The organism is Mesorhizobium sp. M0909, from assembly GCF_040319515.1.
Taxonomy (GTDB): domain Bacteria; phylum Pseudomonadota; class Alphaproteobacteria; order Rhizobiales; family Rhizobiaceae; genus Mesorhizobium.
The window spans coordinates 70,311-90,821 of the sequence record NZ_JAMYOA010000024.1 but is presented as its reverse complement, the minus strand read 5'-3'; the positions used below and the strand labels follow the sequence as shown (position 1 = coordinate 90,821).

The window sequence follows — 20,511 nt, the reverse complement described above, 5'->3', positions numbered from 1 at the left end:
TATAGAGTGGGATGACATGGTCGCCCTTCCTGACCGAGGTGACGCCCTTGCCGACGTCGACGACGATGCCGGCGCCCTCATGGCCGAGGATCGCCGGAAACAGGCCTTCCGGGTCGGCGCCCGATAGCGTGAACTCGTCGGTGTGGCAGATGCCGGTTGCCTTGATCTCGACCAGCACCTCGCCATCGCGAGGACCCTCGAGGTCGACCTCCATGATCTCCAGCGGCTTTCCGGCGGCAACGGCAACAGCGGCGCGCGTTTTCATCAGGCAATCCTCCCAAGGCAACCCATAGAGTTTCACATTCCGGCATTGCTGCGGATGATCTCGGAGTCGAGGACCGCAACACGCTCATTCACCGCCGTATCTCCGCGAAAGGCATAGGACTAAAGCAGACACGTAAGTCCCACTTGCAGGGCTTTGATAAATCTTGTGGGGTCCGCTAAGCTCATTGTGGGCACCTTGAATTCGCGCTGGTCCGGGAACAATCGGACTTTAGTGCAAGAACAGGCAGTTTTATCGATGATGAGCGCGGTGCCAGGCACTCTCGCGGCCTTTTTGTGCCTTTTTTTCCAGACCGCCGACGTTGCGGACGTGATGGCCCAGGAAGTGACGGAGAAGCAACTGATCGCAACCGACAGGCCGGAAAGAAAGATAACCGAAATCAGAATAGGTTATTTGCGGGCCTACGCGCCGCAACTGGCGCTTTCGCTGCTGGACCTGCCGCCACGCGACGAAGGTGTTGCCGGCGCCAATGTGGCGATCGGCGACAACAATACGACAGGAAAGTTCCTCAGCCAGAAATTCAGCCTCGACATGGCCGAGGTCAAGCCGGACGCCGACGCGGTTCAAGCGTTCAACGATCTGATTGCCAAAGGTGACCGCTATGTTGTCGCGGACCTCTCGGCCAGGCAATTGCTGTCGATCGCAGACATCGCCCGCGACAAGGGCGTTCTGGTCTTCAATGTCGGTGCTACCGACGACAGCCTGCGCGAGGAAGACTGCCGCATAAATATTTTCCATATCGCGCCGACGCGAAGCATGCTTGCCGACGCGCTGGCGCAGTATCTCGTGTTAAAGAAATGGCCGAATTGGGTGCTGCTCTACGGTTCGCATGAGCAGGATCATCTTTATGCGGCCGCGTTGCGCCGCGCGGCGGCCCGCTTCGGCGGTCAGATCGTCGCCGAGAAGGAGTTCAAAGACACCGGCACGGCGCGCCGCACCGACACCGGCGCCACGCAGATACAGCAGCAGATTTCCGTGTTCACGCAGGATCTGCCGGAGCATGACGTGGTGCTTGTCGCCGATGAGAGCGAGGTGTTCGGAACTTATGTGCCCTACCGCACCTGGACACCGCGGCTGGTCGCCGGCACGGCGGGCCTCGTCGCATCGTCCTGGCATCCCGCGAGCGAGCAATGGGGCGGCATCCAGATGCAGAGCCGCTTCCTGAGGACGACCGGCCGGCGAATGCTGTCCAAGGATATGTCTGCCTGGACGGCGGTGCGGGCGGTGGGCGAAGCCAGCACGCGGACCAATGGCGACGATCCGAAGAAGATCAGCGACTACATCCGCTCGGACGATTTCTCGGTCGCCGCCTTCAAAGGACAGAAGCTGACCTTCCGCAAGTGGAACCATCAGCTTCGCCAGCCAATCCTGCTCGGCGACACCAAATCCGTGGTCTCGACATCGCCACAGGAGGGTTATCTTCACCAAATCTCCGAGCTCGATACGCTCGGCGTCGATCAGCCGGAAACGAAATGCGTCCTTAAGTAGAACCAATCGGGAGGAATTTTCGTGCAGAGACGAGCTTGCGCACTCGCCATTCTCGGCTTCATGGCCAATCCGGCGTGGGCTTACACCGTTTATGTCTCCAACGAGAAAGACAATACGATAACGGTCGTCGACACGGCGACGATGCAAGTGGTGAAGACCGTCGAAGTCGGCCAGAGGCCGCGCGGTATCACCATCTCGCATGACGGCAAGTTCATCTATTTGTGCGCCAGCGACGACGATACGATCGAAATCATCGATACCGCGACGCTGCAGATCGTGGGCACGCTGCCATCGGGCCCAGATCCCGAACTGTTCGTGCTTTCACCCGACGGCAAGACGCTCTACGTCGCCAACGAGGACGACAATCTCGTCACCGCGATCAACATCGAGAGCAAGCAGGTCATGACCGAGATTCCCGTTGGGGTGGAGCCTGAAGGCATGGCCGTCAGCCCCGATGGCAAAACCATGGTCAACACCTCCGAAACCACCAGCATGGCGCACTTCATCGACACCGACAGCCATGAGGTGACCGACAACGTCCTGGTCGACACGCGTCCGCGCTTTGCGCAATTCAAGCCCGACGGATCACAGATCTGGGTCAGCGCCGAAATCGGCGGCACCGTCAGCGTCATCGACAGTCTCAAACGCGAGGTGGTGAAGAAGATCCAGTTCGCGATTGCGGGACTGCGGCCCGAAACCATCCAGCCGGTCGGCATCGCGATCAGCGCCGACGGCAAGAAAGCCTATGTCGCGCTCGGCCCGGCGAACCACGTCGCCGTCATCAATACCGAAACCTACGAGGTGGAAAAATACATCCTGGTCGGCCAACGCGTCTGGCATCTCGACTTCACCCCCGATCAGAAGACGCTGATCACCACCAACGGCAATTCCAACGACATCACGTTCATTGACACGGCGACGGACGAGCCGGTTCAATCAGTCACGGTGGGCCAACAGCCTTGGGGCGTGGCCATATCGCCCCACTAGACCGCAGGGATTATCAGGGAGGCCGACATGACAAATCTTTGCGGCGGGGATGTTGCAGTGCACGAGATAACCAGCCACGCCCCCAAGGAGCCAGCGGCATGCAGCATGTGAGGACAAGCGGAGCTGGAGACGAGGTGGCGGCGCTCGATGTTGCCGGCGTCAGCCACTCCTATGGTTCGAAGCGGGCGCTCAATGATGTCTCATTCTCGATCGCGCCGGGAACTTTCACCGTTCTGCTCGGCCTCAACGGCGCCGGCAAGACAACTTTGTTTTCACTGATCAGCCATCTTTACGGCACCCGCCGCGGATCGATCCGCATCTTCGGCCATGACGTCAGCCGCGCTTCGGGCGAAGCGCTCAGGCGTGTCGGCATCGTGTTCCAGGCACGCACGCTCGACCTCGACCTCAGCGTCCACCAGAACCTCTCCTATCACGCCTCATTGCATGGCATCGGCGGACACCATGCCCGGCAGCGCATTGCCGCGCTGCTGGATACAGTCAACATGCAGGGCCGTCAGCACGAAAAGGCACGCAGTCTTTCCGGCGGCCAAATGCGGCGCATCGAGATCGCGCGGGCGCTGCTCCACCGCCCTTCCCTACTGCTGCTCGACGAGGCGACGGTCGGTCTCGACATCCAGTCGCGTGCGGGCATTCTGGCCACCATCCGCAACCTCGTCGAAACCGAGGGCATCGGCGTGCTGTGGGCGACGCATCTGATCGATGAGGTCGACGACGGCGACCATGTCGTCGTGCTGCGGCAGGGCGACCTGGTGGCCAAGGGTAAGGTGGCCGACGTCGTTGCGACGAGCGGTGCCAGTTCGATCCGCGACGCCTTTTCCAAGCTCAACCGCGTCGAAACAAGCGGCATCGCGGAGATGTCGCCATGAGCGCTCCCGCAATGCCCGCAAAAGTCGCCGCCCTCACGCCGGTGAAGTTCGAACAATTTGGGCTCCCCCACTACCTCATTTGCCTAAAAGGGATCGTCGTGCGGGAGTGCCTGCGCTTCCTGCATCAGCGCGAGCGCTTCATATCCTCGCTGGTTCGGCCGCTCGTCTGGCTGTTCATTTTTGCCGCCGGATTCCGGCAGGTGCTCGGCGTATCGATCATCCCGCCCTATAAGACCTACGTGCTCTACGAGGTCTACATCACGCCGGGCCTGTGCGGCATGATTCTGCTGTTTTCGGGCATGCAGTCTTCGCTGTCGATGGTCTATGACCGCGAAATGGGCAACATGCGCACCCTGCTGGTCAGCCCCTTCCCGCGTTGGTTTTTACTGATCTCGAAGATGCTCGCCGGTGTCGCCGTGTCGATCGCGCAGGTTTACGCGTTCCTGATCGTTGCATGGTTCTGGGGCGTCAAGGCGCCGCCGCTTGGCTATCTCACCGTACTGCCTGCGCTGTTCCTGTCAGGCATGATGCTGTGCGCGCTCGGCATGCTTTTGTCCTCGATGATCAAGCAGCTCGAAAACTTCGCTGGCATCATGAACTTCGTCATCTTTCCCGGCTATTTCGCTTCTCCGGCACTCTATCCCTTGTGGCGTATCCAGGAGGCTAGCCCCCTGCTCTACAAGATCTGCCTCGCCAATCCGTTTACTTACGCCGTCGAACTGATCCGCTTCGCCTTCTACGGCCAGGTTGAGTGGCTGTCGCTAGGCGTCGTTGCCAGCTGCACGCTGCTGTTCCTTGCCGCCGCCATCATCGCCTACGACCCTTCGCGCGGCCTGATGACCCGCAAACAGGACACGGGAGGAAATACCTGATGGCACGAATGAGCCTTGTTCGCGGCCTGGCTCTGATTGCCACGCTCGCGCCGGGCATCAACACCAGGGCGGCGAACCCTGATCCGGATTGGCCCTGCATGCAGCGCAAAGTGCCTCAACTCTCGCTCGGCCAGATCTGGAGCGGACCGGACCTTCCTTCAGCGGCGAAGGACTGGTCGAAGGACCCCGCCATCTCCGCCCTGGTCGAGGAGTTGGCAGCTCGCCGGATGCCGATTGCGGACGCTCAAAAGAAAATCAGGGACTTCGCCGCCTCCTTGCCGGAAGAACAGCTTGCACCCAAAATGGCGATGCTGGTGCAAGGCATGTTCGATCACCTGGACGCCGAGCGCTCGCAGGTGATTTCGGGCATTTCCCGCTACGCCCACAAGCAGCTCGAAATGGCCGCCGCGTTGCGCAAGGAAGGGTCCGATGTCGATGCGTTGCGGGCAAAGCCGGATGCAGATCCCGAAGAGATCGATCGGCGAACCGAACAGCTGAAATTCGCCACGCGAATTTTCAATGAACGCGTCCAATCACTGACTTACGTCTGTGAAGTGCCGACGATAATCGAGCAGCGGCTTTATCAATTGTCCAAGGTCGTCTCGGAAACGCTCGGCGCGAAGAAATAGAACCCTATTCGATCGTCGCGGCGGATATCACGAACCCCGGCCGGGCAGCACGCGCCAGCGCTGCACGAAATAACCGGGATGCGTCTCGATCCACTGAGCGACCAGCGGCTGCGCCTGCATGAACGCGGTCCCGGGATTCATCGCCAGGCCGTCCACCATCTGTTCGCGTTGTTCACAGGTCTGCGGCACAGCCGTCAGGCAGACCATCATAACGAGCGTGTAAAGCATTGCCCCTTGTCCCCATCGAATCCCGAACCCATGCCGGGAGGTTTCCGTGTTACCCACCAGTCTGCAGGGGTCGCACATACAGATCGCTTACGGGTGTGAAGGGAGGTGGCCCCCGCTCTTTCGCGCCGCAACATAACATACCGCTAATCTAACGCCAACGACCGCAGGGCGTTCTCCAGAGCAATCGCGTCAGGTTGCGCCGCGCCAATGCGGTGCCGATGTTTCCAGCGTCGATGATTCCGATTGTTCGTCGATTTCATCAAACCGGGAGCCCGAGTTGCTTTCGCAGGCTTTTGTCGAATGCGGATGCGGGGACGAAACGGCGCAGGAAACTGACCTGGCGCGCCATTTTTCCAGCCGCATAGCGCCCCTTCGGAGCGGGATCGGTCGCAGCCGCCAAAACGGTCCTGGCCACCACTTCCGGCGCATCGCCTTTTTCCATCGCTTTCCGCACAGCTGCATTCATGCCGGCGCGCGCAGAGTCGTAGATATCGAGCAACTGATCCGGCCTGGCGAGATTTTCTTCAAACGAGGTGCGGGTATAGGCGGGCTCCACCAACACGACGCGAATTCCGAAAGGACGCAGTTCGTGGTCGAGCGATTCGGAGTAGCCCTCAACGGCATGCTTGGTCGACGAATAAAGCGCGAAATAGGGAGCTGGAATGAACCCCTGCACCGAGCTCAAATTGACGATTCTGCCCTTGCCTTGGCGGCGCATTGTCGGCAACACCGCTTTGGTTACTCGCATAACGCCAAAGACGTTCACGTCAAACAGCGACTTGGCTTGGGCCACCGAGGACTCCTCCGCGCCACCAAGCAGGCCAACACCGGCATTATTGACAAGCAGGTCGATGCGCCCGGTCTCGGCCAGCACGTCCTGGACAAGTTTCGCCACGGACGTGTCATCGGTCACGTCACAGGCCAGCATGGTAACGCCATCGGATCGGTCGACGACCGCGCGACGGCTGGTTCCGAACACGCGAAAGCCCGCGTTCTGCAGGGCCTTGGCCGTTGTGTGCCCGATGCCGCTGGATGTCCCGGTCACCAGGGCGACGCCTAGATTGGTCCTGTTCATGAAGATCACATCTCTCTTCGTGTTTGCATTGCGGGGGAGAAGCGCGAAAGGTCGGAGCGAAAGGCGTCAATCATGAGCGCCTCCGGTGCTCGCGCCGGCCAGATCATCCGTCCAGCGCCGGAACAGCGCGCTGGCATTGACGCCTCCGAAGCCGAAGCCATTGGAGATTGCGTAGTCCATCGCCATCGGCCGGGCCTGGTTTGCGACGAAGTCGATCCCGTCGCCGGCCGGATCGGGAGCGCTCAGATTGAGGCTCGGCGGTGCCATCTGATCCCTGAGCGCCAGGATTGCGAAGATAGCTCCGAGCCCGCCAGCGGCTCCGAGCAGGTGTCCGGTCGCCGATTTCGTAGCACTGACAGCTATCGCGAAATCGCGCCCGAACACCCTCTTGATCGCTTCGATCTCACCCAGGTCGCCCACCGGCGTGGAGGTCGCATGGGCATTGAGATGACGAACCTCGCGGGGCGAAATCCCTGCTTGGGCGATTGCGATCTCCATGGCCCGGCGCGCACCGTCGCCGTCCTCGGGACCGGAGGTTACGTGATGAGCATCCGCCGTCGTGCCGTAGCCGACAAGCTCGGCCAGCGGTCTTGCGCCGCGCGCCAGCGCGTGGCTCAATTCCTCGATGACCAGCATGCCGGCTCCTTCGCCCATGACGAAGCCGTCCCGCGACTTGTCGAACGGTCTGGAGGCTTGAGCCGGCGCCCAATTGAAGCCGGTTGAAAGAGAGCGTGCGGCAGCAAACCCACCGAGACTGACGATATTCATGCATGCTTCCGTTCCACCGCACACGGCGATATCGGCCTCGTTTGCCCGGATGAGACGAGCCGCATCGCCGATCGCCTGGATGCCGGCCGCGCACGCCGTCACCGGTGCACCGAGCGGGCCTTTGAAGCCATGGCGGATCGAGATGTGGCCCGCCGCGAGGTTTACTAGGAAGGACGGCACCGTAAACGGCGAGAGGCGGCGGACGCCGCGCAGGTCCACCGTGCGCACCGCCTCGGTTATGGCACGGAACCCGCCGATGCCGGACGCGATGATAATGGCCGTGCGCAAGCGATCCGCTTCCAAGACGGGCGTCCATCCTGCTTGGGCGAGTGCCTCTTCGGCAGCCGCGAGCCCGAAGATGATGAACCGGTCTACCTTGCGCTGGTCCTTCGCAGCCAGGACGGTATTCGGATCAAAGCCGGCTTCGGGATCTTCTTCCAGGGAGGGAACCACCCCTCCGATCTTCGCCGGGAGGTCTCCCACCACATCGTCCGGAAGCCTGCGGATACCCGAGCGACCGGCCAGGAGGCGCGACCAGGACGCTTCGACATCGGCAGCAAGGGGCGTGACCGCTCCCATGCCTGTGACAACAATCCGTCGCATCTATTTTCCTATCAATTTGGGTGCGCCGCCAGCGCTGCGCACGCCATTCAAGCGCCGGCTGCTTCGCGAACCTGTTCTGTCGCCGCATCCAGAAATGCCTGCGCGAGGTCGGGGTCGTTGACGACGCGCGAAAGGAGCACCGCACCGACCATTGTCGAGAGAATGGCCATGGCCTTGTCGCCGGGCCGCTCGCCGTCGGCCTCGCCAACCCAACTACCAAACATATCAAGATATTCCCTGATCCCGGCTTCGAACGACGCTCTCACGTCCACGCCCTGTCTGGCGGCATCCGAACCGAGCGCCACGATCGGGCAGCCGTCCATCCTTTCTTCGCGATGGTCCATGCTGAGGTAGAACGCGATCACCGCGCCAAGCGGATCCTCGGGTTTTGCCGTAGTCGCGGCCGACCATCGGTGGGTGGCGCTCTCCATCGCCCGTTTGGACGCCTGCGCCGCCAGGTCCTCCTTTGACGCGAACTGCTTGTAAAAAGCGCCTTGGGTCAGCCCGGCACCCTTCATCAGATCCTTAAGGCCAATGCCGTCAAAACCGCGCTCCCGAAAAAGGCGGCTTGCCACATTGATAACGGTTTCACGGTTTTCCGCAGCCTGAATGCGACTTACGCGCATCGGTAATCTCCCTTTTAGCTTGTGTTCGTAATCTATATCTTATATAGAGGGCGAACGCAATCTATCAAGAGAAGATGCGAGATGATCCACAGAATCCCGGCCGCTCCGCTCTTGGCCGCACTGAGATGGGCATGAAAACGAGACCCGCCATCGTGCTGGCGGGCGTCCCGTTCGGTGGTCTTCCCGACAGCGCCACGGATCCGGCCAGCGGACAGAAAACCACTAAGATTCCACCGGATCAGGAGAGGTCAAATGCTATACAGCTATTGTCGAGAAATCGATCCGACAGAGCTTCGACCACGTAAACAATCATCGCTGGGATGAGGCGGTGAAAGCAGTCGCGCCGAATGTCCATCACCGCGTTTCCGGCGCCCACGCGCTTGGTGGTGAGCGCCACGACAAGGAAGCCCTGCGCCGCTGGTTTGAGCGCCTCGGCCGTGTGCTCCCCAATCTCCATCTCACGGTTAACCACATCTGGGTGAAGGGCTGGCCGTGGCATACTACCGTGTTCGCCCAGTGGGACGGCACCGCAACGTTCACCTTGCGGTGGGGCAGAGTCCATGCACTTGAGGAATTTTACGATTCACAAGCAGCGGCCCGGGGTCTTGCCGCCCAAGCGACAGCTGGGCTTCGAAGAAGCTGTCGCCGAACAGATTATAAGTTAGCAGCAGCGCAGTGAGAGGCCCGTCGCGTTGACCGCAGGTGCGCTATCGGCCTCATCGCTTAGCTGGTGGTCGCCCAGTACGGTCGGCTCGGCAAATGCGTATTTCTCCACCAGCGATGCCTCCCGATCCTCGATTATCAGAATCGACCCGGTAGAACGCGATCACCGCGCCAAGCGGGTCCTCGGGTTTGCCCCGGTCGCGGCCGACCCTCGGAGGGTGGCGCTCTAAATTGCCCTTCTGGACGCCTGCGCCGCAAGGTCCTCCTTTGATGCGATGCTTGTAAAAGGCGCCTTGGGTCAGCCCGGCACCCTTCATCAGATCCTTGAGGCCGATGCCGTCAAAGCCACGCTTCCGCAAAAGGCGGCTTGCCACGTTGATTGCGGTTTCGCGGTTTTCCGCGGCCTGTATGCGACTCACACGCATCGTCGATCTCTTTTTTTAGATTGCATTCGTAATCTATCTGCTATATAGATGGCGACTACAATCTAAAAAAGGAGACACGAAATGATCCGCAAGATCCTGAGCGCTTCGCTCCTGACCGCGCTGTTTCTGGCGACCCCAGCGTTTGCCGAGGAAGCTACCGTCGGACACCCAATCGAAGCCGGCAGCCTGCACAACGGACGCCTCGACATGGTGGTCTATTACGTCCCAATCGACGGCGACCTCCTGGAGGTCACCGCCACCTTCGCGCCCAAGGGCGGAGGCGATCCGCTGCGCGTCGTCATGGGCCTCGCCGACCGCGACTCCGTTGCCTTCTCCATGCCGGGCTACCGGGGCTCTCTCTACGCGTTCTCGAGGTCCGGCGAGGAGGTGACAGTCGCGACTGGGACCGACAAGCATCCGCGCGCCGACGCGCTACCGGACTGACTCGCCGCGCAGGTCGCAGCCGGCCGCTGCCGGTGACGCAGGACACAGCATAGAGAATGAACGCAATCTCTTTCGGCATGAGGCGATGGGCATGAAAAAGCGACTTGTCATTGGGCTGGGCAGCATCCTGGCCGCGGGGTTAGGGGTGGCTGCATTCGTCCCGCTGCCCATTCGCACGCAGGCAACCGCAGTGGCGGATCCGAGGCAGGAAGCGCCGATCGTCAGATTGGTGACGGCGGCGCCAGTGGCTGGATCCGAACGCGGTTTCACGGGCACGATTGCCGCGCGGGTGCAGAGCAATCTTGGTTTTCGTGTACCCGGCAAGATCATCGAGCGCCTGGTGAACGTCGGTGAACGGGTCAAGGCGGGCCAACCGCTTCTGCGGATCGACGACACCGATCTGGCTCTCGCGCTCACCGCCAAGCGCAATGGGGTCGCCGCGGCACGCGCTGTGCTGGTTCAGGCGAGCGCGGACGAAAAGCGCTATGCCGTTCTGGTCAAGAAGGAATTGGCAGCAACTCCGCAGCGCTACGAGCAGGCGAAGGCGGCGTTGGATACCGCGACCGCACAACTCGCCGCCGCCGAAGCGGAAGCGAAAGTCGCGGAAAACGAAGCGGCCTATTCCCTCCTGGTGGCGGACGCGGATGGAACTGTGGTCGAAACCATCGGCGAGCCGGGACAGGTCGTCTCCGCCGGTCAGACAGTGGTTCGGATCGCCCAGGCCGGCCCTCGTGAGGCGGTGGTCGCGCTTCCCGAAACGATCCGGCCGGCGATCGGCTCTGTGGCCGAGGCCGCCGTTTATGCAGCCGATGGGCGCCATAGGGCGCATCTGCGGCAGTTGTCGGATGCCGCCGATCCCCAGACCCGTACCTATGAGGCCCGCTATGTGCTCGACGGGGAGGCCGCGGCAGCACCGCTTGGCGCGACCGTGACTATCCGGATCACAAGCCAGGCGAGCCAGCCGGAGGTCCAGGTGCCGCTCGGAGCCGTGCTCGATGATGGCGGCAAGACAGGCGTTTGGGCCCTGGATCGCGCCACCTCGACCGTACACTTCCGACCTGTCGGCCTTGTTCGTGTGACAAGCGAAAGCGCCGTGGTCTCCGGGCTGAACATGGGAGATCCGGTCGTTTCGCTCGGCGCTCATCTTCTGCAGGAGGGCGCTCGCGTCAGGTCTGCTTCCGAAAGCGGGAGCAACTGACGATGGACCTCAATGTTTCAGCGATCGCCGTTCGCGAACGGGCCGTCACCCTTTTCTTCATCCTCCTGCTCGTGGCGGCCGGCGCCTACGCGTTCCTTATACTCGGGCGGGCGGAGGATCCCAACTTCACCATTAAGACCCTGACGGTCACGACGGCATGGCCGGGCGCGACGGCCCGCGAGATGCAGGACCTTGTCGCCGAGCCGTTGGAGAAGCGGCTTCAGGAGCTCACCTGGTACGATCGGGTCGAGACCACCACGCGGCCGGGCTACGCCTATATGACGGTCACGCTGAAGGACAGCACGCCGCCATCCGTCGTGCAGGAAGAGTTTTACCAGGCCCGCAAGAAGCTGGGGGATGAAGCCCGCAACCTGCCGCCGGGCGTCTACGGCCCCTTCGTCAACGACGAATATTCGGATGTGAGCTTCGCCCTTTATGCGCTGAAGGCCAGAGGCATGCCGATGCGTGAGCTGGCCAGGCAGGCCGAGGCGATTCGACAGGACCTCCTGCACGTGCCCGGCGTCAAGAAGATCAACATCCTCGGTGAGCGCCCCGAACAGATATTCGTCGAGTTCTCCTATGCCAAGCTGGCAACGCTGGGCGTGTCGGCACAGGATATCATCGTCGCATTGCAGCGGCAGAACACCGTCACACCGGCGGGCTCGATCGATACTCAGGGGCCGCAGGTCTTCATCAGGCTCAACGGCGCTTATGACAGTGTCCAGGCTATCGCCGACACGCCGATCGTTGCCGGGGGGCGGACGCTGAAGCTTTCCGACGTTGCCGAGGTCCGCCGCGGCTACGAGGACCCTCCCACCTATCTCATCCGACGCCAGGGCGAGCCCACCATCATGCTCGCGGCCGTTATGCAGGAGGGTTGGGACGGTCGCGCGCTCGGCAAGGCGCTGGAGGACCGAACGGCGGCCATCGCACGAACATTGCCGCTTGGGATAACGCTCGACAAGGTGTCCGACCAGGCCGTCAACATCACCTCGGCGGTCGACGAGTTCATGTTGAAGTTCGCGATGGCGCTCGGTGTCGTGCTGCTGATCAGCCTGCTCAGCATGGGCTGGCGCGTCGGCATCGTCGTGGCGGCCGCCGTCCCGCTGACGCTTGCCGCCGTGTTCCTCATCATGCTGGAGACCGGCCGGTTCTTCGATCGCATCACGCTCGGCGCCCTCATCCTGGCGCTCGGTCTTCTCGTGGACGACGCTATCATCGCCATCGAGGTGATGGTGGTGAAGATGGAAGAGGGCATGGATCGCATCAAGGCGGCGGCCTATGCCTGGAGCCATACCGCGGCGCCGATGCTGTCGGGAACGCTCGTGACGATCGCTGGGTTCCTGCCCGTGGGCTTCGCACGCTCGACGGCCGGCGAGTACGCCGGCAATATCTTCTGGGTCGTAGGGTTCGCTCTCATCGTCTCCTGGATCGTCGCCGTGGTCTTCACGCCCTACCTTGGCGTCAAGATGCTGCCCGCGATCAAACCGGTCGAAGGCGGCGTTCACGCCATATACGACACACCGAACTATCGGCGCCTTCGCCGGCTCATCATCTTTGCCGTGCGCCACAAGTTCGTAACCTGCGGTGTCGTCGGCATCGTCTTCGCACTTTCGGTTGTCGGCATGGGCAGCCTGAAACAGCAGTTCTTCCCGACATCCGATCGCCCTGAAGTGCTGGTCGAGGTTCGTCTGCCGGAAGGCACCAGCATCGAGACGACGACCGCCACAGTGGAGAAGCTGGAGCACTGGCTGGACGGCCAGCCCGAAGCCAAGATCGTGACGAGCTACGTCGGTCAGGGCGCTCCGCGCTTCTTCTTCGCGATGGCACCGGAACTGCCTGATCCTGCCTTTGCCAAGATCGTCGTGCTGACACCGGACGCGGAGGCGCGCGAGGCGCTGAAGCACCGGCTCCGGGAGGCGGTATCGCAGGGGCTCGCGCCGGAAGCCAATGTCCGCGTCACGCAGCTTGTGTTCGGACCCTATACGCCGTTCCCTGTCGAGTTCCGGGTCACGGGGCCTGATCCCGCGCAACTCTATAGCATTTCCGAGAAGGCCCTCGATATCATGCGGGCCGTCCCGGACGTGCGGCAGGCCAACCGCGACTGGGGCAACCGCACGCCCGTACTGCGCTTCATCCCTGACCAGGATCGACTGAACCTCATCGGCCTCTCGCCGGCGGAAGTAGGCCAGCAGCTCCAGTTCCTCCTCACCGGCATCCCTGTCACGCAGGTCCGCGAGGACATTCGCAATGTCCCCATCGTGGCGCGCAGCGCTGGGGCTGAGCGGCTGGATCCGGCGCGTCTGGCGGATTTCTCGCTGATGAGCCGGGACGGCCGCCAGATTCCGCTCGACCAGATAGGCCATTCGGAGATCCGTCTTGAGGAGCCGATCCTGAAGCGTCGCGACCGGACGCCCGTCGTCACGATCCGCTCCGACATAAACGAAGCGACTCAGCCTCCGGAGGTCTCAAAGCAGATCATGAAAGCCCTCCAGCCGCTGATCGCGTCCCTTCCGGCCGGCTATAGCATCGAAATGGGGGGATCGATCGAGGAGGCTGAGAAGGCCAACACCGCTTTGGGCAAGATCTTCCCGGCCATGATCGCCGCCATGCTGATCGTCATCATGCTGCAGGTACGATCCTTCTCGACGATGGCCATGGTCGTGCTGACGGCACCGCTTGGGCTCGTCGGCGTCGTGCCGATGTTGCTCACCTTCAACCAGCCCTTCGGGTTCAACGCCATTCTGGGTCTGATAGGGCTGGCCGGCATCCTGATGCGCAACACCCTGATCCTGACCGAACAAATCAAGGAGAACCGTGCTGCCGGCCTCGACGACTATCACGCCGTGATTGAGGCCACCGTGCAACGCACGAGGCCGGTGATCCTGACGGCGCTTGCCGCCGTGCTAGCTTTCATCCCCCTTACGCACTCCGTGTTCTGGGGATCGATGGCCTATACGCTGATCGGCGGCACGGCGGCCGGCACGGTGCTGATCCTGCTCTTCCTCCCTGCGCTCTACGCCGCGTGGTTTCGGATCAAGCCGACTGCTGACGAGGCCCATGAGGACGCGGCGGAGGAACCGGAATTGCGAATAGCAACGGCTGCCGAATAAGACTCTGTTGTCGGAGGAGACGATTCTCTTCTCGCCCGCCGGTTTTGCCTGAACATATGCAGGCCAGCCGGACGATCTTGCCGCTTACAGATGATCGCCCAGGGCGAGCGCGGCAGATCCGTTTCATCAGTCCTGGAGACATCCATGAATCGTCCGCTCCGAATGCGAACTGATCCCGACGAGGTGCGCGCGCGCATCCTGGAGGTGGCGGAGGGGCACTTTCGCCGCATCGGCTACAACAAAACGTCGGTGGCCGACATCGCCTCCGAACTCAGCATGAGCACGGCAAACATCTACCGCTTCTTCCCCTCAAGGGACGCAATCAAAGAATCCATCTGCGGGAAAGCTTTGAACGAGGTAGCTGACATCGCCCTCGCAATCGCGCGCACGAACGCGTCGGCCGGGGAGAAATTGGGTCAGCTACTGACCGCCGTTCACCATCACAAGAAGATGACGCTGGTCAAGGAAAGGCGCATGCACGACCTGATTGTCGCCGCCATGCAGGAGAACTGGGCGACCATCAAGGCGCATATCGAGCACGTGGTAACTACCTTAGGGGTCATTATCCGCGAGGGCATCGAATCGGGCGAATTCAATGTCGACGATTCCGCTACGGCGGCGCGTGCCGTCCACACCGCGTTCACGCCGTTCCTCCATCCGATCCTGATCGAGCACTGCGTCCAATACGGCGAAGACACCGAAGCGGGCCTGCGCGAGCAGATCCGATTCATCCTGAAAGCTCTCGGCAAGTCGGATTGACCAGCCTGCCGTATGCAGGATCAAGCCGCCGCTGATGACATCCACGAGGACTCGACGGAGGAACTTGACACACGAACAGCAACGGTTGCCGAACCATGTGCCGGAAGAGGTGCAAAGCCGTCCCTCGTCCGAGACAGCTCTCCAAAGGCAGCCATTTCGGGCGATGCCCCCTGACCAGCCGAATGCGGACCTTGCAGCCCGCCCTCCGACGGTCGGCTTAGGGGTCGACTCCGGCCGCTCGGCCTTGATCGCTTTAGCGACCGCTCATGGCACAGCTAAGCCATACGGACAAGCGGTTGCGTCGCTCCATTCGGACTTCCATCCTAAATGATTCGAGCCTTAGGGGTTAGTCGAGTCGAAGCTGCCGCTCAGCGCCACCGCCGTTCTCTGTATTTGCACGCCACGTCCCTACTACGACCGAAACTTGTTGAACTAGGCTAACTCGCGCGACCTCTACTGTTCAGTTCCTCGTGCGGATAGAGCTTGCCGAACAGGGGCAGGTACATCGCGCCCTTGCGCATCAGAAAATCGTGGAAGGTCGCCATCGCCGGCGAGATCGCGTGATCGCTGCGCATTACCGAAAACCATTGCCGGCGGATCGGCATGCCGACAACGTCGAGGATGACCAGCCGGCCGGCTTCGGTTTCGGCAGCGATGGTGTGGGCAGAGATGAACGCGATGCCGAGCCCGGCCATCACCGCCTGCTTGATGGTCTCGTTCGAGTCCATCTCGACGCCGAGATCGTCGATGCGGCCGGGCACGTCGCTCAGGAATATTTCCAGTGAGATGCGCGTTCCGGAGCCGGACTCGCGAATGAGGAAATGCTCCTCGGCAATCCGCTCCTTGGAAATGCCGCGTGCCGACGCCAGCGGGTGGTCGGGCGGTGCGATGATGACCAGCGGGTGATCGCCGAAGACCGAAGCACGCACAGGGATTTCCTTGGCCGGGCGTCCCATCAGCGCGATATCGATGTCGTGGTTCTTCAGATTATCGATCGTCTCGGCGCGGTTGCCGATGGCAAGGCGCATGTCGATATCGGGATGTTCCTTCATGAAGGCGGCCATCAGCCGCGGCGCGAAATATTTGGCCGTGGAAACGACGCCGAGCCGCAAGCTGCCGGCGCGCACGCCCTTGATCGCATCCATCTTGTCTTCGAGCAGACGAAGCCGCTCCTCGATGGCCTGTGCCGTTTCGACGAAGGCCAGACCTGCGGCAGTGGGACGCATGCCGTCCGACGTCCGGTCGAACAAGGCCAGTTGGAACTCCTCCTCCACTTGCCGCAACTGGATCGTCACCGCTGGAGGAGACAGGCCTAACACCTTGGCCGCGCTGACGATTCTTCCGTGGCTGATGATTGCCTGAACGGTCTTGAACTGCTTAAGCGTGAGGTTTCTCATATGGCATAATAAAATTTTTTTAGTTCCTGAGTAAAGTTATTGAATTTTACTTATCCGGCATCGTTTGTTCTCCTTTACCAATCCGGCCGACCCCAGGAGAGGCGGCTGGATCGGGAGGTTACGATGCCAGCGGCAACGCTCGACGCTTTTCTGAACTCCTATCTTGGCGAGCCGAACGAACTGCGCTCCGCGGTCGTAGCGACCGTCCGTCAGCTGACGCAGGCGGCCACCACGATCCGCAACACCATCAATCAAGGGGTGCTCGGCACGGCCTTTGCCGGAACCCGCGGCGCCAATGCTGACGGCGACATCCAGAAGGATCTCGATGTCTTTGCCGATGACATCTTCCTCGACGCTATGCGCCACGCTCCGGTCGCGCTCTACGCTTCCGAGGAACTGGAGCAGCCGGTGCTGCTCGACAAGCAAGCGGCTCTTGCCATCGCCATCGACCCGCTCGACGGCTCATCCAACATCGACACCAACGTGTCGATCGGAACGGTCTTCTCGCTCCTCCCTGCAATTGGTGCGCCGGATATGAATCCGGCCGCCTCGTTTTTGCAGGCAGGCGTGAACCAGCTGGGCGCCGGTTTCTTCATCTACGGGCCGCAGTTGGCGCTGGTTCTGTCGCTCGGCAGCGGCACCCATGTCTTCGTTCTCTCGACCCGGCTCGGCACCTTCGTCCAGGCCTACGAGAGCCGGATCATCCCACAGCGAACCCAGGAGTTCGCCATCAACGCCGCCAACTACCGGCATTGGGACGAGGCGGTGCGGCTCTACATCGACGACTGCCTTGAAGGCACCGAAGGCCCACGCGAGAAGGACTTCAACATGCGCTGGATCGCCTCCCTGGTCGCCGACTGCTACCGCATATTGATGCGCGGCGGCGTATTCCTGTATCCAGGCGACAAGCGCAAGGCTTACCGCCAGGGACGACTGCGCCTCGTCTATGAGGCAAACCCGATCGCCTATCTCGTCGAACAGGCGGGCGGTGCCGCCACCGATACGATCACCCGCATCCTCGAAATCGAACCCGAGAGCCTGCACCAGCGCGTGCCCATGGTTTTCGGATCGGCGCGGGAAGTCGCGCGCATCACCCGCTACCACACCGAGCCGAGCGCTATCGGCGAGCGCGCGCCGCTGTTCAGCCGCCGCGGCCTTTTCAGGGCCTGAACACCATGTCGGCAAAGCACCCCATCATTACCATCACCGGGTCGTCGGGCGCAGGCACCACCTCTGTCAAGCGCATCTTCGAACTGATCTTCCGGCGCGAGAACATCGGGGCCGCCTTCATCGAAGGCGATGCTTTCCATCGCTACGACCGCGCCACGATGAAGGCGAAGGTGGCCGAGGAGGAAAAGGCGGGCAATCCGAACTTCACCCACTTCCATGCCGAGGCCAATGAATTGGCAATCCTCGAAGAGGTATTCGAGGAATATGGCCGCCGGGGAACCGGAAAGACCCGCACCTACATCCATGACGAGGATGAGGAGAAGCAGTACGGCACGCCGCCGGGACATTTCACCGAATGGCGCGAATTTCCTCCGAGCGACCTGCTCTTCTACGAGGGCCTGCACGGCTGCGTCGTCACCGACAAGATCAACCTGGCCAGGCACGCTGACCTTAGGATCGGCGTGGTGCCAGTCATAAATCTGGAATGGATCCAGAAGATCCACCGCGACCGCGCAACGCGCGGCTATTCCACAGAGGCGGTGATGGACGTGATCCTGCGCCGCATGCCGGACTACGTCCGCTACATCGTCCCGCAGTTTTCGCAGACCGCCATCAACTTCCAGCGCGTGCCGATCGTCGACACGTCCAATCCATTCATCGCGCGCTGGATTCCGACACCCGACGAATCGATGCTGGTCATCCGCTTCGCCAATCCCCGCGGCATCGATTTCCCCTACCTGCTTTCGATGATCCACGACTCGTTCATGTCGCGGCCGAATTCCATAGTGGTGCCCGGCAACAAGCTCGACCTTGCCATGCAGCTGATCCTGACGCCGCTCATCCTGCAATTGATCGAACGCAAGAACCGTGTGTCGTGAGGAGGACGCCATGAACAGCCAGGCAGCAGCACTGAAGCCCGTCGCCGCCGTCTCGGAACGCGACATGGCGAACGCCATTCGCGCTCTAGCGATGGACAGCGTCCAAAAGGCCAATTCCGGTCATCCGGGCATGCCGATGGGCATGGCCGATGTCGCAACGGTGCTGTTCAGCCGCTTCATCAATATCGATCCGTCGGCCCCCAACTGGCCCGATCGCGACCGCTTCGTGCTGTCGGCCGGGCACGGCTCGATGCTGCAATATGCGCTGCATTACCTGCTCGGCTACGAGGACATGCCGATCGAGGAGTTGCAGCGGTTTCGCCAGCTGGGCAGCCGCACCGCCGGACATCCGGAATATGGCCATGCGCTTGGCATCGAGACGACGACCGGTCCGCTTGGACAAGGCATTTCGACCGCCGTCGGCATGGCGCTGGCGGAGCGCATGCTTGCTGCCCGCCACGGCGCCGATCTCGTGGACCATTTCACCTACGTGATCGCCGGCGACGGCTGCCTGCAGGAAGGCATCAGCCACGAGGCGATCGATCTTGCCGGTCACCTGAAGCTTTCCCGGCTGATCGTCTTCTGGGACGACAATGCGATCTCGATCGACGGACCGACTTCGCTGTCGACATCGATGGACCAGCCGGCACGGTTCAAAGCCGCTGGATGGCATGTCCAGTCGGTGAACGGCCACGACACCGAAACCGTCGCAGCGGCAGTCGAAGCGGCGCAGCAATCGGACCAGCCGTCTCTGATCGCCTGCCGCACGGTGATCGCCAAGGGAGCGCCCAACCTGGGCGGTTCGGAAAAGACACATGGCGCACCGCTTGGTGATGCGGAGATCGCCGCGACGCGCGAGAACATCGGCTGGGCCTACGCGCCGTTCGAGGTGCCGGACGACATCCTTTTCGCCTGGCGCGAGATCGCCAGCCGCGGTCAAGCGGCACGGCGCGCCTGGGAGCAGCGGCTTGCCGCCTCGCCGCAGCGTGAGGCCTTCGAGAGCGCGGTCGCTGGCGCCCTGCCCGAGGCGGTCTTCGAAGCGCTCGGCGCTTTCCGCAAGGAGCATATCGGGAAGGCGACCAAGGTTGCAACGCGAAAAGCCTCCGAAATGGCGCTCGGCGCAATCAACGCCGCAACCGACCTGACCGTCGGCGGCTCCGCCGATCTGACTCATTCGAACCTGACGATCACCAAGGGGATGGATCGCATAGCGCCTAATGACTATGCCGGCCGCTACATTCACTACGGCATCCGTGAGCACGGCATGGCCGCGGCCATGAACGGCATCGCGCTGCATGGCGGCTTCGTGCCTTATGGCGGCACGTTCCTGTGCTTTGCCGACTATGCGCGCGGCGCGATGCGGCTCTCGGCGCTCATGGGCCAGCGCGTCATCTATGTGATGACGCACGATTCCATTGGTCTCGGCGAGGACGGCCCGACCCACCAGCCGGTCGAGCACCTGGCGATGCTGCGGGCGACGCCAAACCTCAACGTCTTCCGTCCGGCCGACATCATCGAAACGGCGGAATGCTGGGAACTGGCACTGAGAAGCGAGAACCGGCCAAGCGTGCTGGTGCTCTCGCGCCAGAACCTGCCGATGCTGCGCCAGGGGCACGGCGACGAGAACCGGTCGAGCCGTGGCGGCTACATCCTGCGCGAGCCAGCCCGGCACCGCGCCGTGACGCTGATCGCCACCGGCTCGGAGGTCGAGATTGCTATTGCCGCCGCCGAACGGCTGGAGACCGAGCACGGCATCGCCGCCGCGGTCGTCTCGATGCCGTGCTGGGAGCTCTTTGAGGAACAGGACGCGGACTACCGCAAGGCCGTCCTCGGCTCGGCGCCGCGCATCGCCATCGAAGCCGCAGCACGGCTCGGCTGGGACCGCTGGATCGGCGACACCGGCGCTTTCGTCGGCATGGCTGGTTTCGGCGCCAGCGCCCCTGCCCCGGATCTCTACCGGCATTTCGACATCACGCCCGAAGCCGTCGCGGCAGCGGCCCTGAAGCTCATCATCTAGG

19 protein-coding genes and 1 pseudogene are annotated in these 20,511 nt (G+C 62.1%); 13 read left to right on the top strand and 7 right to left on the bottom strand.

The window, feature by feature from the left end; genetic code table 11:
• Window positions 1-265: alcohol dehydrogenase catalytic domain-containing protein (locus tag NKH83_RS27490; RefSeq protein ID WP_352808197.1), on the bottom strand; the 265-nt coding region annotated here is incomplete at its 3' end.
• A 330-nt stretch (window positions 266-595) separates the two neighbouring features.
• Here NKH83_RS27490 and NKH83_RS27485 point away from each other — a divergent pair.
• The 5 genes from NKH83_RS27485 (at window position 596) to NKH83_RS27465 (ending at window position 5,146) form a co-directional block, all read left to right on the top strand.
• Window positions 596-1,771: an ABC transporter substrate-binding protein gene (locus NKH83_RS27485; protein ID WP_502895631.1), complete on the top strand. Its 1,176-nt coding sequence runs from the start codon at window positions 596-598 to the stop codon at window positions 1,769-1,771.
• A 21-nt stretch (window positions 1,772-1,792) separates the two neighbouring features.
• Window positions 1,793-2,758 (top strand): YVTN family beta-propeller repeat protein, encoded by a 966-nt coding sequence (locus tag NKH83_RS27480; protein ID WP_352700410.1) that lies wholly within the window; start codon window positions 1,793-1,795, stop codon window positions 2,756-2,758.
• A 98-nt stretch (window positions 2,759-2,856) separates the two neighbouring features.
• On the top strand, window positions 2,857-3,645 hold the full coding sequence (locus NKH83_RS27475; RefSeq protein ID WP_352808195.1) for a lanthanide ABC transporter ATP-binding protein PedB/LutE: 789 nt from the start codon (window positions 2,857-2,859) through the stop codon (window positions 3,643-3,645).
• A gap of 11 nt (window positions 3,646-3,656) precedes the next feature.
• On the top strand, window positions 3,657-4,517 hold the full coding sequence (locus NKH83_RS27470) for a lanthanide ABC transporter permease protein PedC (protein WP_352808202.1): 861 nt from the start codon (window positions 3,657-3,659) through the stop codon (window positions 4,515-4,517).
• Window positions 4,517-5,146, top strand: a complete 630-nt coding sequence (locus NKH83_RS27465; RefSeq protein ID WP_352808194.1) for a hypothetical protein — start codon at window positions 4,517-4,519, stop codon at window positions 5,144-5,146. The genes NKH83_RS27470 and NKH83_RS27465 overlap by 1 nt, the downstream gene beginning before the upstream one ends.
• Window positions 5,147-5,173: 27 nt before the next feature.
• On the opposite strand, the gene NKH83_RS27460 is transcribed toward NKH83_RS27465, so the two are convergent.
• The 4 genes from NKH83_RS27460 to NKH83_RS27445 all read right to left on the bottom strand — a co-directional run bounded on the left by NKH83_RS27460 (window position 5,174) and on the right by NKH83_RS27445 (window position 8,446).
• On the bottom strand, window positions 5,174-5,374 hold the full coding sequence (locus tag NKH83_RS27460) for a hypothetical protein (protein ID WP_352507759.1): 201 nt from the start codon (window positions 5,372-5,374) through the stop codon (window positions 5,174-5,176).
• Window positions 5,375-5,633: 259 nt separating this feature from the next.
• Window positions 5,634-6,449, bottom strand: a complete 816-nt coding sequence (locus NKH83_RS27455; protein WP_352507758.1) for an oxidoreductase — start codon at window positions 6,447-6,449, stop codon at window positions 5,634-5,636.
• 66 nt (window positions 6,450-6,515) lie between these two features.
• Window positions 6,516-7,820, bottom strand: a complete 1,305-nt coding sequence (fabF, locus tag NKH83_RS27450; protein WP_352808193.1) for a beta-ketoacyl-ACP synthase II — start codon at window positions 7,818-7,820, stop codon at window positions 6,516-6,518.
• Window positions 7,821-7,867: 47 nt separating this feature from the next.
• Window positions 7,868-8,446, bottom strand: coding sequence for a TetR/AcrR family transcriptional regulator (locus tag NKH83_RS27445; protein ID WP_352808192.1), 579 nt, complete (start codon window positions 8,444-8,446; stop codon window positions 7,868-7,870).
• 328 nt (window positions 8,447-8,774) lie between these two features.
• Between NKH83_RS27445 and NKH83_RS27440 the strand changes: the two genes are divergently transcribed.
• Window positions 8,775-9,125, top strand: coding sequence for a nuclear transport factor 2 family protein (locus NKH83_RS27440; RefSeq protein ID WP_352808191.1), 351 nt, complete (start codon window positions 8,775-8,777; stop codon window positions 9,123-9,125).
• Window positions 9,126-9,237: 112 nt separating this feature from the next.
• Here NKH83_RS27440 and NKH83_RS27435 read toward each other — a convergent pair.
• Window positions 9,238-9,534, bottom strand: a pseudogene (locus NKH83_RS27435) (TetR/AcrR family transcriptional regulator); the annotation flags it as partial.
• A gap of 81 nt (window positions 9,535-9,615) precedes the next feature.
• On the opposite strand from NKH83_RS27435, the gene NKH83_RS27430 reads away from it, so the two are divergent.
• The 4 genes from NKH83_RS27430 (at window position 9,616) to NKH83_RS27415 (ending at window position 15,048) form a co-directional block, all read left to right on the top strand.
• A complete protein-coding gene (locus NKH83_RS27430; RefSeq protein WP_352808190.1) occupies window positions 9,616-9,978 on the top strand; it encodes a hypothetical protein in 363 nt (120 codons plus the stop codon).
• A gap of 91 nt (window positions 9,979-10,069) precedes the next feature.
• Complete coding sequence (locus tag NKH83_RS27425) at window positions 10,070-11,176, top strand: efflux RND transporter periplasmic adaptor subunit (protein ID WP_352808189.1); 1,107 nt, start codon at window positions 10,070-10,072, stop codon at window positions 11,174-11,176.
• Between the two features lie 2 nt (window positions 11,177-11,178).
• A complete protein-coding gene (locus NKH83_RS27420) occupies window positions 11,179-14,289 on the top strand; it encodes an efflux RND transporter permease subunit (protein WP_352808188.1) in 3,111 nt (1,036 codons plus the stop codon).
• Between the two features lie 144 nt (window positions 14,290-14,433).
• Entirely contained in the window at window positions 14,434-15,048 is a 615-nt protein-coding gene (locus tag NKH83_RS27415) for a TetR/AcrR family transcriptional regulator (protein ID WP_352795824.1), read from the top strand.
• Window positions 15,049-15,485: 437 nt separating this feature from the next.
• Here the strand turns inward: NKH83_RS27415 and NKH83_RS27410 are convergent, their stop codons facing one another.
• Window positions 15,486-16,445 carry a LysR family transcriptional regulator gene (locus tag NKH83_RS27410; RefSeq protein WP_352808187.1) on the bottom strand — a complete coding sequence of 320 codons (960 nt, stop codon included), beginning with the start codon at window positions 16,443-16,445 and terminating at the stop codon, window positions 15,486-15,488.
• Window positions 16,446-16,568: 123 nt separating this feature from the next.
• Between NKH83_RS27410 and NKH83_RS27405 the strand changes: the two genes are divergently transcribed.
• Genes NKH83_RS27405 through tkt form a run of 3 tightly spaced genes read left to right on the top strand, consistent with a single transcriptional unit; the run spans window position 16,569 to window position 20,510 of the window.
• The gene (locus tag NKH83_RS27405) at window positions 16,569-17,615 is read left to right on the top strand and encodes a class 1 fructose-bisphosphatase (protein WP_352808186.1); all 1,047 of its coding nucleotides are present in this window, start codon (window positions 16,569-16,571) and stop codon (window positions 17,613-17,615) included.
• A 5-nt stretch (window positions 17,616-17,620) separates the two neighbouring features.
• Complete coding sequence (locus tag NKH83_RS27400) at window positions 17,621-18,493, top strand: phosphoribulokinase (protein WP_254819812.1); 873 nt, start codon at window positions 17,621-17,623, stop codon at window positions 18,491-18,493.
• A gap of 10 nt (window positions 18,494-18,503) precedes the next feature.
• Entirely contained in the window at window positions 18,504-20,510 is a 2,007-nt protein-coding gene (tkt, locus tag NKH83_RS27395) for a transketolase (protein ID WP_352808185.1), read from the top strand.
• The last annotated feature ends 1 nt before the right edge of the window (window position 20,511 follow it).